Origin of the sequence: Kitasatospora sp. MAP5-34 (assembly GCF_029894335.1) — a bacterium.
In the GTDB taxonomy this organism is placed as follows: Bacteria; Actinomycetota; Actinomycetes; order Streptomycetales; family Streptomycetaceae; genus Kitasatospora.
This window is the reverse complement of the sequence record NZ_JARXZC010000009.1, coordinates 35,206-48,748: the sequence shown is the minus strand read 5'-3', so window position 1 is coordinate 48,748 and position 13,543 is coordinate 35,206. Positions and strand designations below refer to the sequence as shown.

The following is a 13,543-nucleotide window of genomic DNA, read 5'->3' as shown; positions in this document are numbered from 1 at the left end:
GGCACTGGTGCGCGGCCGTGGGAGACTCGACCCCGTCCACGTGCACGCGTCGGGGGAGCTCACCTCATGTCATCGATACCCAAGTCACCGATCCGCCGGACGGGCCGGGCCGCCCTCGTCGCCGCGCTGCTGCTCGGCGCGACGGCCTGCGGCTCGTCCGGTCCCACTCCCGGCGGTCCGGACGCGGCGTCGGCCACCGCTGCCGCGAGCGGCAAGCCGCAGCTGCCGACCGGCATCCCGTCCGGGCTGCTCGACGGGCTGCCCAAGAGCTGGGACGACCTGAAGAAGTGGAAGTTCGACGACTGGGACAAGTGGGCGTCCAAGCACGTCTTCCACAACCCGGTCGTGAAGAACCTCTGGAACGCGGAGAAGATGAAGGGCGCGCAGCCGCAGGAGCCCGCCCCGCCGAGCGCCCCGGCCGCCCCCTCCCCCGGCAACAGCGCGACCGGCGGCACCGACCCCGACCCGTCCCCGGTCCAGGCCGTCCCGGTGCCGCGCCCGTACACCGCGACCCCGGCCTCCGGGAAGATCTTCACCAGCACGCCGGAGAACAACGGCACCGGCCAGTGCTCCGCCACCGTGATCGCCGACCCGGCGCACCCGGGCAAGAGCAACCTGGTCTGGACGGCCGGTCACTGCGTGCACGAGGGCAAGGGCGGCGACTGGTACAAGAACATCATCTTCGTCCCCGCCTACAACAGCTCCGGCGCGGCGAGCCAGGGCAAGCACGCCACCCTGGACCAGGTGGCACCGCTCGGCGAGTGGTGGGCCGACACGATCGTCACCTCGCCGCAGTGGATGGCCGAGGGCGGCCGCAGCGGCAACTCGGCCAGCCAGTACGACTTCGCCGTCATGCGGGTGCACAACCCGGACGGCGGCGGGAAGTCCCTCGAGGAGACGGTCGGCACCGCCCTGCCAGTCTGGTTCAACGCACCGCGCGACCAGCTGAAGGTCTCCGCCTGGGGCTACCCGGCGGTCAAACCCTTCGACGGCCAGGAGCTGGACCGCTGCGACGGCGGCACGCCCGTCCGCCTCTCCTACGACCCCACCCGGCCCCCGATGCTCACCATCGGCTGCACCATGACGGCGGGCGCGAGCGGCGGCGGCTGGTTCGCCACCATGCCGGACGGCCGGCTCGCCCTGGTCAGTAACACCTCGATCGGGACGGCGGACCACACGTCCCTCAGCGGCCCGTACCTGGAGAGCGTGGCCCAGCAGGCGCTCACGTACCTCTCGCAGAAGTAGGGAGCAACAAAACAGAGGCGCGGGGCTCTGCTCAATCAACTACGTGCGCGATGCGGAAGGCAACAGGCCGGAGCCTTCCGATTTCGCGCACGTAGTGATTGAGCAGAGCCCCGCGCCCTTGGGGGTGTCCCGTACTGAACGGCTACCCGGCTACTGCGTGACGACGGCGAACCGCTCCAGCTCGGACGCCAGCTCGGCGGCGACCTTGGCGCGCACCAGGGTGCCCTCGCCGGTGTGCTCGGTGGAGATCAGCTCGCCCTCCGCGTGCACACGGGAGACCAGGTCGCCCCGGGTGTACGGGACGAGGGCCTGGACCTCGATCGCGGGGCGCGGCAGCTCGTCGTCGATCAGCTTGAGCAGCTCGTCCATGCCCAGCCCGGTGCGGGCGGAGACCACGATGGCGTGCGGCTCACGCCGCAGCAGACGCTGCAGCATGTGCGGGTCGGCGGCGTCGGCCTTGTTGATCACCACGATCTCCGGCACGTTGTGCGCCTCGACCGAGACGATCACCTCGCGGACGGCGGCCAGCTGCGTCTCCGGCTCGGGGTGCGAGCCGTCCACCACGTGCAGGATGAGGTCCGCCTCGGCGACCTCCTCCATGGTGGAGCGGAACGCCTCGACCAGGTGGTGCGGCAGGTGCCGGACGAACCCGACGGTGTCGGCCAGGGTGTAGACCCGGCCGCTCGGGGTCTGGGCCCGGCGCACGGTCGGGTCGAGGGTGGCGAACAGGGAGTTCTCCACCAGCACGCCCGCGCCGGTCAGCCGGTTGAGGATGGAGGACTTGCCGGCGTTGGTGTAGCCCGCGATGGCGACCGAGGGGATCTGGTTGCGACGGCGCTCCTGGCGCTTGGTGTCGCGGCCCTTCTTCATGTCGACGATCTCCTTGCGGAGCTTCGCCATCCGCTCGCGGATCCGACGACGGTCGGTCTCGATCTTGGTCTCACCGGGACCACGGGTGGCCATACCGCCGCCGGACGAGCCGGAGCCACCACCACCCATCTGCCGGGACAGTGAGGCACCCCAGCCACGCAGGCGCGGCAGCATGTACTGCATCTGCGCCAGCGAGACCTGGGCCTTGCCCTCCCGGGACTTGGCGTGCTGGGCGAAGATGTCCAGGATCAGGGCGGTGCGGTCGACCACCTTGACCTTTACGACGTCCTCGAGCTGGATCAGCTGGCCCGGGGTGAGTTCACCGTCGCAGACCACGGTGTCGGCGCCGGTGGAGGCGACGATGTCCCGCAGTTCCTTCGCCTTGCCCGAACCGATGTACGTCGCGGCGTCCGGCTTGTCACGGCGCTGGATCACGCCGTCGAGCACCTCGGAACCGGCGGTCTCGGCCAGCGCGGCCAGCTCGGCGAGGGAGTTCTCGGCCTCCTCCGCCGTGCCGTCCGTCCACACGCCGACGAGTACCACGCGCTCCAGACGGAGCTGGCGGTACTCGACCTCGGTGACGTCCTGGAGTTCGGTGGAGAGACCGGCGACGCGGCGCAGGGCAGCGCGCTCGCTGCGGTCGTACTGGTCACCGTCGTAGTGCTGGTCGAGGTCCTCGTCGATCGCCGCGAGGTCCTCGTCCATGAGGGCTTCCGCCCTGAGGCCGGTGAGCCGCTTGGCGGACTCGTCGGATTGGTTGCGGCTGTCGAACGTGGAGGTCATCTTGTCCTTTGCGGTATAGGGAGAGCCGGTGCACTGCCACGCGCACCTGGGAGCTACCCAACAAGAGCTGAGCTACCCCTGCAGGTCGCGATCGACACCGGCACCACTTCCTCCGGTGAACGCCGCGGACCGGCCGTGCATTCCCGTCGATGGTCGCATGCCCGGGGTGACCGGGTCATCCCCATTTCCGCTGCGGAAGCCGGGCCGGAAGACGTCGTACACCCCGGAGACCCGCAGCATCGCGCGCATCACCGCCGCCAGCGTCCGGGCCTCCGGCAGCTCGATGGTGTAGGTGTGCCGGACCCGCAGTTCCTGCGGGGGCTCGACGGCGGCCGAGATGATGCCGATCCCCTCGGCGGACATCGCGGCGGTCAGGTCGGCGAGCAGCCGGGGACGGTTGAGCGCCTCGGCCCGCAGCGTGACGCGGTAGCCGGACAGCGGGATCACCCCAGGGACCCAGGTGACCCGGACCGGGCCGCGCCCGGCCTCGCGCAGTTGCTCGGCGTCCGGACAGCCGGTGCGGTGCACCGCGACGGCGCCGCCCCGGATCGCGAAACCGGTGACCTCGTCCGGCGGGACGGGTGTGCAGCAGCGGGCCAGCCGGACGACCGCACCTGGTCTGCCGACGACGGCCACCGGGGACTCGCCCCGTTCGGCGGCGGGCGAGGCGGCCGGCTGGAGCTGACCGCCCGGGCGGCAGGTCTCCACCACCGCCTCGGGGGCGGGGTGGTCGGCCAGCCAGCGCTCGATGGCCAGCCGCGCGCCCGGCGTGCGGACATGGTCGAGCCACTCGGGCGACGGCCCGGACGGCTCGCCGTTCGGCTCGGTGAGGACTTCGAGGACGTCACCGTCCCCGAGGGTGGTGGAGAGCGCGACCAGCCGCCCGTTGACACGGGCGCCCAGACATCGGTGGCCGGTCTCCTCGCCGAGCAGGTACGCGGCGTCGACGCAACTGGCCATCGCGGGCAGGTGCAGGGTCTCGCCGTCCTCGGTGACGGCGGTGATCTCGCGGTCGTCCGAGAGGTCGGCGGTGAGGGCGGACCAGAAGGTGTCCGGGTCGGGCGTCTCCTGCTGCCACTCCAACAGCCGGCTGAGCCAGCCGGGACGGGCGGGATCGCTGCGGTTGACGTCCCCCTGGTCGGGGTCGTCCGGCTGCGGCGGCTCGCCCTGGTGCGGGTCGCCGAGGGCGACCACGCCGAACTCGGCCACCCGGTGCATCTCCCGCGTCCGCACCAGGACCTCGACCACCTCGCCGCCGGCCAGCGCCACGGCGGTGTGCAGCGACTGGTAGAGGTTGAACTTGGGCGAGGCCACGAAGTCCTTGAACTCGCCGGGCAACGGCGTCCAACAGGTGTGCAGCTCGCCGAGCACGGCGTAGCAGTCGGCGTTCTCCTCGACCACCACCAGCAGCCGGCCGAAGTCGGCGGGCTGCAGGCCCTGCGGCAGTCCGTCGGGCCCGGCGGCGGCGGTGCGCTTGAGCAGCACCCGGTGCAGCGAGACGCAGTGCCGGGGCCGGACGGTGACGGTGGCGGCGACCCCGGACTCGGCGAGCTGCCTGTTCAGGGCGTCCGCGAAGGGCTGCAGCAGCCCGTCCGGCGCGCTCTCGTAGGCCGTCACCAGAGCACGGGTGCGGGCGTACTCCTCCGGGTGCAGGGTGGCGAAGACGATGTCCTCCAGCTCCGCCTTGAGCACCTGGATGCCGAGCCGCTCGGCGAGCGGGATCAGCACGTCCCTGGTGACCTTGGCGATCCGGATCCGGCTGGCCGGCTTCATGTGACGGATCGTCCGCATGTTGTGCAGGCGGTCGGCGAGCTTGATCACCATGACCCGGACGTCGTCACCGGTGGCCACCAGCATCTTGCGGAAGGTCTCGGCCTCGGCGGCGGCGCCGAAGTCGACCTTCTCCAGCTTGGTGACGCCGTCCACCAGGTACGCCACCTCGGGTCCGTACTCGGCGGCCACCTGATCCAGCGTCACCTCGGTGTCCTCGACGGTGTCGTGGAGCAGCGAGGCGACCAGGGTCGTGGTGCCCGCGCCGAGTTGGGCCAGGATCATCGTCACCGCGAGCGGGTGGGTGATGAACGGCTCGCCGCTCTTGCGCTTCTGCCCGCGATGGCTGGCCTCGGCGGTGCGGTAGGCCCGGCTGAGCAGGGCCAGATCGGCCTGCGGGTGGTGCCTGCGGTGCGCCTCGACGACCGGCTCGACCGCGTCAGGCAGTGGCTGACGGCTGGTGGCGAGCAGGGCGGCGCGCCCGGCGCGGCCGAGCGTGGCGCGGCTCAGGCTGCCCAGCGTGCGCCTGGGTTCGACGGGGTGGCCGGTACCGGACCGGCCCACCTCGTGACCGGCCTCCAGCTCGGGGCGGATGGTCATCTGCACCTCCGGCAGCCGTCACCGGAGCGACTCCCGCCCCGGTGGTACATGCTACCGAGCACAGCACGTTCCGCGACGCGTTGCTTCCCGTCCGCTACCGAGATCACTCGATAGGGGGGATTCACGCGTCGCGGAACGGGGGAAAGCGGACTCCTCGGCGAGCCGGCCAGGGCACCAGCCGGCCAGGGCACCAGCCGGCCAGGGCACCAGCAGGCCAGGGCACCAGCAGGTCAGAGCGCCAGCAGGCCCGGAGCGATGAAACCCTCGGCGACGATCTGGGCCGGTCCGGTCATCTCGACGCGCCCGTCCGGGTGCTCAGTGATGACCAGGCGTCCGCCCGGCAGGTCGACGGTGTACGTGACGCTCTCGCCGGTGACGGCCGGGTCGAGACCGTCCCGGCGGGCGGCGGCGACGGCCACCGCGCAGGCGCCGGTGCCGCAGGAGCGGGTCTCGCCGGAGCCCCGCTCGTGTACCCGCATCGCGACGTGCCGGGGCCCCCGGTCCACCACGAACTCGACGTTGACGCCCTCGGGGTACACCCCGGCCGGGGTGGTCAGCGGCGCCGAGTACAGGTCACCGGCGTGATCGAGGTCGGCGACGAACGCGACGGCGTGCGGGTTGCCCATGTTGACGTTGCGGGCCGGCCAGCGCCGCTCCCCCACCGCGACCTCGATGCCCTCGGGGCCGGGCAGCGCCACGCGCCCCATGTCGACGGTGATCTCACCGGGCGCCCCGTCGGGCCCGTCCTCGGCGACCAGGGCCTGTCGCACCCCGGCTCGGGTCGCGATCGCGATCGTCCCCGGCTTCGCCAGGCCGGCCCGGACGAGGTAGTGGGCGAAGACCCGGACGCCGTTACCGCACATCTCGGCGATCGATCCGTCGGAGTTGCGGTAGTCCATGAACCACTCGGCCCGGTCGGCCAGCTCGGCACCGGCCGGATCGGCGGCGGAGCGCACCACCCGCAGCAGCCCGTCGCCGCCGATACCGGCCCGCCGGTCGCACAGCGCCGCGACGGCTGCCGGACCGAGGTCGAGCTGCCCGTCCGGGTCGGGGACGATCACGAAGTCGTTCTGGGTGCCGTGGCCCTTGAGGAAGGGCACGCCCTGGGTAGTCGATGCGCTCACACGGTCGATGGTACTTAGCGACTCCGTAAACCTGATCGCCGCACCTACCGGTGGAGCCTCAGCCGCGCAGGTGGACGACCCGCCAGACGGCGAGCGCCACGGCCACCGCCACCGCCAGGGTGTAGCTGCCGATGGCCCGGCGGCTGGCCCGGCGGCCACTGCCGCGCCTGGGCACACCCGGCCACTTGTACCCGGCCATCCGGGCCGCCATCGCGCCCCAGCCGAGCGAGGCGGCGGTGAGCAGCAGGCCGAGCATCCCGATCATCGCCGAGGCGCCGTCCCCCGAGCCGAAGGCGAGCGGGAAGCCGAACATCAGCGAGCCGACAGCGGCCAGCAGGACGATCGGCAGGATCTGCCACCAGCGGAGTCTGCGGAGCGGGCGGATCTCCCGCTCGTGCACGAACCCGGGGGCGACCTCGGTGAGCGCGGGCATCGCGAGTGCGTACGAGGTGCTCAGCAGCTGTCCGGGCAGAGTGAGTTCGGGGCTGTCCGCGTTGTGCGGCAACTGCTCGGTCTCAGGGCCGGTACCGGTCGACACGCGGCCTCCCCTGACGGTTCGACACGAGTTCACGGACTCGCGAGCGGTGAGGCCGGCCCCCGCGACCGACCTCTGATGCTCTCGATGATGGCATGTCCAGGGCCGTCGACAGGGCGTCCCACCGGGAACACGGGTGATCCGTGGCCATGACGTGATGCGGCCGTAACCCCCGGTTCGTCATGCACCTGCAAATGCACCGGCCGATGGCTTGATTCGCTCGTACGGAGTCTGAATGCAGCCTTAAACCTGATTCCGGATCAGTTCCAGCGACCGTTCCAGCAGCTCGGCCGGGTCCGCGCCGACCGGGCGGGCGAGCCAGTGGATGCGGTCGTCCCGGCGGAACCAGGACTCCTGGCGGCGGGCGAAACGCCTGGTCGCCCGTACCGTCTCGGCCCGGGCCTCGTCCTCGGTGCAGTCGCCCGCGAAGTACGCCAGCACCTGCTGGTAGCCCAGCGCCCTGGGCGCCGTGAGGCCGTCCCGCAGCCCCGCCTTCTCCAGTTCGCGCACCTCGTCCAGCAGCCCCGCCGTCCACATCCGGTCCACCCGGAGCGCGATCCGCTCGTCCAGCTCGGGGCGCGGGACCTGGACACCGATCTGCACCGTCTCGTACACGGCGGTGTTCCCCGGCAGATTGGCGGTGAACGGCCGGCCGGTGATCTCGATGACCTCCAGGGCCCGGACGATCCGGCGCCCGTTGCTGGGCAGGATGGCGGCAGCGGCGGCCGGGTCCAACCCGGCCAGTCGCAGGTGCAGCGCGCCGGAACCGGCCTCGGTCAGCTCCTCGTCCAACCTGGCGCGGACGGCCGGGTCGGTACCGGGGAACTCCATCTCGTCGATCGCCGCCCGGACGTACAGCCCGGAGCCGCCGACCAGGACGGGCGTACGGCCCGCCGCCAGCAGCCGGTCGATCTCGGCGCGGGCCAGCCGCTGGTACTCGGCGACGCTGGCCGCCTCCGTGACGTCCCAGATGTCCAGCAGGTGGTGCGGGATGCCACCGCGCTCCTCCTGGGTGAGCTTGGCCGTGCCGATGTCCATGCCCCGGTAGAGCTGCATCGAGTCGGTGTTGATCACCTCGCCGCCGAGGCTGCCGGCGATGGCGACGGCCAGATCGGACTTGCCGGCGGCGGTGGCGCCGACGACGGAGACGACACGGGGCGGGGCACCGGACGAGGCGCCGGGCGGGACTGGCTGGGAGCTGCTCACGGTCCCAGTCTCCCAAAAGCCCGACGGACACGTGTCAGGGCAGGTGATCGTGGAAGGATATGGGTGATTTCACCCGGTACGACCGGATGGCCGCCCGTGAACGACCGGGGCGACCCAGGCGTTGGACCGGGTGACGCAGCCGACCCGAACTAGGAGACAGCAGCCATGGGCCTGATGGACAACCTCAAGGGCAAGGCCGACGAGCTCAAGGACAAGGCCAGCGAGCTCGCGGGCAAGCACAACGAGAAGATCGACGAAGTGGTGGAGAAGGCCGGCGCGGCGGTGGACAAGGCCACCAAGCACAAGTACAGCGACAAGATCGAGCACGGCACCAGCAAGGCCAAGGACGCGGTCGACCACTTCGCGGCCAAGCCCAAGGACGAGGGCAACGGCCAGGGCCCCGCAGCGTCCTGACGCCGACCGGCGGACCGACTGCGCCGGCTCGAACCGGCTCCAGGAGGCTCCAGTCAGCTCCAGGAGGCGACGAAGTAGCCGACGCCGTAGGGCGCGTCGTCATAGCGCAGCCGGGCGCCGAGCCCGGCTCCGCGTGCGGCGCCGGCGAGCACCTGCCAGGGCGCCCGGCCGTCCGCCAGCAGTTCGGCGGAGAGCACCGGGTCGAGCGCCGCCAGGGCTTCGACATCGGCGGTGGCCAGTGTCTGCGCCGCCGCCACGTCGTAACCCTCGGCGCGCTCGTCCAGGTAGCCGGGGGCCTTCACCGACCGGCGGGCGCTGCCGTCGCCGAGCACCAGCAGCCCGACCCGGTCGGCGAGTTCGGCCAGGCCCCGGCCGAGGCCGAGCATCCGGTCGGGCGCGGCGTCGACGGGTACGGCACAGGCGTGCGTGGGCAGCGCCGCACCGGCCCGGTCGAGCAGCCAGGCGCCGACGGTGAGCGAGGACGGCAGTTCGGGCCCGTCCACCCCGCCCGAAGGCAGCCGGACCGCCAGCTCGACGCCGTACCGGTGGAACGACCCCGCCCCACCCTCGGTCCAGACCTCCGGTGCGGGCCCGGTCCCGACCACCACGATCAGCTCGGCCCCGGACGCCAGCAACTCGCCGAGCGCCTCCGCACAGGCCGCCCGCAGCGGCTCCAGTTCAGGAGCCGCCCCGGCGGCGACCTCGGGCACGAGCAACGGCGGGCATGGGCAGACGGCGGCGGCAACAAGCATGCGGATCACTCTAGCGAGCAGCCGTGTGACCGCCTACGGCAACTACAACAGGGGCGCGGGGCCCTGTTGGATCAACTGCGTACGCGCGCAACCGCCAACGTACGTCGTGCCCTGGTCGCGCACGCAGTAAGTCAAGCGCGCCCCTGCCAGGTACCCCCGTCCTGTACGTGAGCCTCAATCGCCGCAGCAGCCACCAGCCGCCGGAGGCACGGGCACGGGCGCGCCGATCGTCGGCAGCCCGAGCATCACCCCGGCCGGCTTCGCGGCCGGGGCCGCCTGCCGCTTCTCCCAGGCGTCGCCCGCGCGGGTGCGGCGGACGGCGAGGGTCGGGCCCTCGGCGAGCAGGTGGTGCGGGGCCGCGTAGGTGATCTCGACCGTCACCACGTCACCCGGGCGGACCGGCGACGTCGGCCGCGTGAAGTGCACCAGCCGGTTGTCGGGGGCGCGGCCGGAGAGCCGGTCCGTACGGTCGTCCTTCTTGCCCTCGCCCTCGGCGACCAGGACCTCCAGCGTGCGGCCGACCTGCTTCTTGTTCTCCTCCCAGGAGATCTCCTCCTGGAGGGCGATCAGCCGGTTGTAGCGCTCCTGCACCACGGTCTTGGGGATCTGGTCGTCCATCTCGGCGGCGGGGGTGCCGGGCCGCTTGGAGTACTGGAAGGTGAAGGCGTTGGCGAAGCGCGCCTCGCGGACCGCGTGCATGGTCTGCTCGAAGTCCTCCTCGGTCTCGCCGGGGAAGCCGACGATGATGTCGGTGGAGATCGCGGCGTCCGGCATCGCGGCCCGAACCTTCTCGATGATGCCGAGGAACCGTTCCTGCCGGTACGAGCGCTTCATCGCCTTGAGCACCTTGTCCGAACCGGACTGCATCGGCATGTGCAGCTGGTGCATCACGTTCGGGGTCTCGGCCATCGCGGCGATCACGTCGTCGGTGAAGTCGCGCGGGTGCGGCGAGGTGAAGCGGATCCGCTCCAGACCGTCGATCTGCCCGGCGGCCCGCAGCAGCTTGGAGAACGCCTCGCGGTCGCCCAGGTCGGAGCCGTAGGAGTTGACGTTCTGACCGAGCAGCGTGACCTCGATGACGCCCTCGCCGACCAGCGCCTCGATCTCGGCGAGGACGTCACCGGGGCGGCGGTCCTCCTCCTTGCCGCGCAGCGCGGGGACGATGCAGAAGGTGCAGGTGTTGTTGCAGCCGACCGAGATCGCGACCCAGGCCGCGTACGCCGACTCACGGCGGGTGGGCAGTGTGGAGGGGAAGGTCTCCAGCGACTCCAGGATCTCCACCTGGGCCTGCTGCTCGATCCGGGCCCGCTCCAGCAGCGCGGGCAGGTGCCCGATGTTGTGGGTGCCGAAGACCACGTCGACCCACGGCGCCTTGCGCACGATGGTGTCGCGGTCCTTCTGCGCCAGGCACCCGCCGACGGCGATCTGCATGTCCTTGTTCCGGGTCTTCGCCGGCGCGAGCTGCCCGAGGTTGCCGTACAGCTTGTTGTCGGCGTTCTCGCGCACCGCGCAGGTGTTGAAGACCACCAGGTCGGGATCACCCTCCTGGGTGGCCTTGACGTATCCGGCGTCCTCCAGCAGCCCGGAGAGGCGCTCGGAGTCGTGGACGTTCATCTGACAGCCGTACGTGACGACCTTGTAGCTCTTGGAATCCTGGCTCGTACCCACGGACCCAAGAGTACGAGAAGAGTGCGAGAGCACGGTCCGCACCCGTCACCCTCTCCCGTTCGCGGCCCGGGCCTGGCACACTCCAGCGCATGACCTCCACCCCCGGCGCCCTGCTGCGTGCCACCGCCCACAGCCGGCTCTGCCGGGCCGTGGCCGCGTTGCTGCTGGTGACGGGCGCGATCGGCGGGTGGTGGCTCTCCTCGGGCGGCTCGGCCGGCTACCCCACGGGCGAGAGCGGGTTCGCCACCGGTGTGGAGAGCGGCGTCTACGACAACTACGGCCAGCTGCTGCGCGACTACCTGACCACCGCGATGCCCGGGGTCCGGCTGCGGCTGGACCGTTCCGAGGGGTCGATCGACAACCTGGAGCGGGTGGCCTCGGGCCGGGACTCGTTCGCGATAGCGACCGCCGACGCCGTCGCCGAGTACCAGGGCCCCGGCAAGCCCCGGCTGCGGGCCATCGCCCGGCTCTACGACGACTACCTGCAGCTGGTGGTCCCGGCGGACTCGCCGGTGCGGCGGGCGGCGGACCTCAAGGGCTTGCGGGTGGGGGTGGGCCAGAGCCTGTCCGGGGTGAACCTGGTGACCCGGCGGCTGCTGGCCTCCGCCGGGCTGGACCCGGACCGGGACATCACCCCCGCGCAGTTGGGGGTCGGCGACGCCGCCGACCAGCTGCGCGCCGGGAAGCTGGACGCGTTCTTCTGGTCCGGTGGCCTGCCGACCAGCGCGCTGACGGACCTCTCCAACCAGTTCCCGATCCGGATCGTCCCGCTCGGTGATCTCGCCGAGGCGGTGCAGCAGCAGGAGGGCGGCGGCACCGACGCGTACCGGGCCGCGACCATCCCGGCCGACGCCTACCCGAAGGCGTACCCCGCCCAGACCGCGGTGGCGACCCTCGCGGTGCCGAACCTGCTGGTCACCCGGGACGACGTGGACCCCCGGCTGGTGGAGGGGATCACCAGGGCGGTGCTGGACAGCCGGGACCTGATCGGCGCCAGGGTGCACGCCGCCCAGCTGGTGGACCTCAGGACCGCCGTCTACACCGACCCACTGCCCCTGCACGAAGGCGCCCGGCGCTACTACACCTCCGTGAAGCCCTAGCTCCGGCAGACCCCGGCTCCGGCCGACCCTACCGAGGCCGGCCCTACCGAGGCCGGGGCACCGTGAGCCGGACGGCCAGGCCGGTGGGCTCCACAGGGGCGAAGTCGAGCGAGCCGCCGCCGGCCAGCAGCAGGGTACGGGCGATCGAGAGTCCGAGCCCGGAGCCGTCCACGTTCTGGTGCCGGGGGCTCCGCCAGAAGCGGTCGCCGACCCGGGCCAGCTCCTCCTCGGTGAGGCCGGGGCCGGCGTCGGAGACCGTCACGCTGATCTCCCGCTTGGTGGTCTCGATGCCGAGCCGGACGTGTTCCCCGGCCGGGGTGAACTTGAGCGCGTTGTCGAGCACCGCGTCCAGCGCGCTGCCGAGCCCGATCGGGTCGGCCAGGCCGACCGCCAGCGCCGGGCCCTCCCAGTCGAGGCGGATGCCACGCTGCTCGGCGACCGGCCGCCAGGCATCGATCCGGCTGAGCACCAGCGCCGTGAGGTCGACGCACTCGGGCACCGGCCTGGCGTGTTCGGCGGTCGCCAGGCCGAGCAGGTCGTCCAGCACCCGGGCCAGCCTGACCCCCTCCTCCCGGACTCCGGCGAGCTCGTTGTCGTGGCCCTCGGGCAGTTCCATGCCGAGCAGCTCGACCCGGAGCAGCAGCGCCGCGAGTGGGTTGCGCAGCTGGTGGGAGGCGTCGGCGACGAAGGCCCGCTGCTGGTCCAGGGCGAGCAGCACGTTGTCCGCCATGTCGTTGAACGAACGGGCCAGTCGCCGGAGTTCGGGCGGGCCGATGCTCGCCGCGACCCGGGCGTTCATCCGGCCGGTGGAGATGTCGTGGGCGGCCCGGTCCAGGGTGCGGACGGGACGCAGCACCCAACCGGTGAGCCGCACCGCGAGCAGGATCGCGGCGATCATGGCGAGCGACTCACCGCCGCCGAGCAGCAGCAGACGGTGCAGCACCCGGGAACGCAGCGGCCCGGTGGGGGACTCGGTGAGCACCACCGCGATCACGTCGCCGTCCCGGACCACGGGGGCCGCGACGGTGAGGGTGCGGTCCGGTGTCCACGGCCAGACCTGGAGCGGGTTGTGGCTGCGCCGCCCGTCCAGCGCCTCCTGGAACGCCTCGACACCGCGCCCGGTTCGGGGCAGCCGCCAGTCGGCGGGGGCGATGGCGACCGCGCTGCCGTCCCGGTGGAAGACCCCGACCCGGATGCCGTACAGCTCGTAGTACCGGGCGGCCTCGGCGGCCAGCGCGTGTACGCGGCCGGTGTCACCGGGGGCGGGCGTGGAGTCGCCCTTCAGCGCGGCGCCCACGGTCGGCTGACCGGCGGTGGGCAGGTCCTGGGCGAAACGCGCCGCGTCGTCGATCCGGTCGACCTCCACCCGGCTCTGCTCGGCGGCCGCGATGGCGACGCCAAGCGGCACCCCGAGCGCGGCTAGGACGCAGGCCATCAGGGAGAGCAGGATGCCGAGCAGACGGTTGCGCACGAGCG

11 protein-coding genes are annotated in these 13,543 nt (G+C 72.1%); 3 read left to right on the top strand and 8 right to left on the bottom strand.

Annotated elements, in window-relative coordinates; all coding sequences use genetic code 11:
* Window positions 1–66 precede the first annotated feature (66 nt).
* Window positions 67–1,245: a hypothetical protein gene (locus tag P3T29_RS10790; RefSeq protein ID WP_280716115.1), complete on the top strand. Its 1,179-nt coding sequence runs from the start codon at window positions 67–69 to the stop codon at window positions 1,243–1,245.
* Between the two features lie 150 nt (window positions 1,246–1,395).
* Here the strand turns inward: P3T29_RS10790 and hflX are convergent, their stop codons facing one another.
* From hflX to miaA, 5 genes are all read right to left on the bottom strand, one after another.
* The gene (gene hflX / locus P3T29_RS10785; RefSeq protein WP_280716114.1) at window positions 1,396–2,898 is read right to left on the bottom strand and encodes a GTPase HflX; all 1,503 of its coding nucleotides are present in this window, start codon (window positions 2,896–2,898) and stop codon (window positions 1,396–1,398) included.
* 72 nt (window positions 2,899–2,970) lie between these two features.
* The gene (locus P3T29_RS10780; RefSeq protein WP_280716113.1) at window positions 2,971–5,268 is read right to left on the bottom strand and encodes an HD domain-containing protein; all 2,298 of its coding nucleotides are present in this window, start codon (window positions 5,266–5,268) and stop codon (window positions 2,971–2,973) included.
* Between the two features lie 230 nt (window positions 5,269–5,498).
* Window positions 5,499–6,401: a diaminopimelate epimerase gene (gene dapF, locus P3T29_RS10775; RefSeq protein WP_280716216.1), complete on the bottom strand. Its 903-nt coding sequence runs from the start codon at window positions 6,399–6,401 to the stop codon at window positions 5,499–5,501.
* A 49-nt stretch (window positions 6,402–6,450) separates the two neighbouring features.
* Entirely contained in the window at window positions 6,451–6,930 is a 480-nt protein-coding gene (locus P3T29_RS10770) for a hypothetical protein (RefSeq protein WP_280716112.1), read from the bottom strand.
* A 240-nt stretch (window positions 6,931–7,170) separates the two neighbouring features.
* The gene (gene miaA, locus P3T29_RS10765) at window positions 7,171–8,133 is read right to left on the bottom strand and encodes a tRNA (adenosine(37)-N6)-dimethylallyltransferase MiaA (RefSeq protein WP_280716111.1); all 963 of its coding nucleotides are present in this window, start codon (window positions 8,131–8,133) and stop codon (window positions 7,171–7,173) included.
* A gap of 165 nt (window positions 8,134–8,298) precedes the next feature.
* Here miaA and P3T29_RS10760 point away from each other — a divergent pair, with 165 nt between their 5' ends.
* On the top strand, window positions 8,299–8,547 hold the full coding sequence (locus P3T29_RS10760) for an antitoxin (RefSeq protein WP_280716110.1): 249 nt from the start codon (window positions 8,299–8,301) through the stop codon (window positions 8,545–8,547).
* A 53-nt stretch (window positions 8,548–8,600) separates the two neighbouring features.
* Here the strand turns inward: P3T29_RS10760 and P3T29_RS10755 are convergent, their stop codons facing one another.
* Entirely contained in the window at window positions 8,601–9,299 is a 699-nt protein-coding gene (locus P3T29_RS10755; RefSeq protein WP_280716109.1) for a class III extradiol dioxygenase subunit B-like domain-containing protein, read from the bottom strand.
* Window positions 9,300–9,473: 174 nt separating this feature from the next.
* Window positions 9,474–10,967, bottom strand: a complete 1,494-nt coding sequence (gene miaB, locus P3T29_RS10750; RefSeq protein ID WP_280716108.1) for a tRNA (N6-isopentenyl adenosine(37)-C2)-methylthiotransferase MiaB — start codon at window positions 10,965–10,967, stop codon at window positions 9,474–9,476.
* 89 nt (window positions 10,968–11,056) lie between these two features.
* On the opposite strand from miaB, the gene P3T29_RS10745 reads away from it, so the two are divergent.
* Entirely contained in the window at window positions 11,057–12,067 is a 1,011-nt protein-coding gene (locus P3T29_RS10745; RefSeq protein WP_280716107.1) for a TAXI family TRAP transporter solute-binding subunit, read from the top strand.
* Window positions 12,068–12,110: 43 nt separating this feature from the next.
* Here P3T29_RS10745 and P3T29_RS10740 read toward each other — a convergent pair whose 3' ends face one another.
* Window positions 12,111–13,538, bottom strand: a complete 1,428-nt coding sequence (locus P3T29_RS10740) for a HAMP domain-containing sensor histidine kinase (RefSeq protein WP_280716106.1) — start codon at window positions 13,536–13,538, stop codon at window positions 12,111–12,113.
* Between the last annotated feature and the right edge of the window lie 5 nt (window positions 13,539–13,543).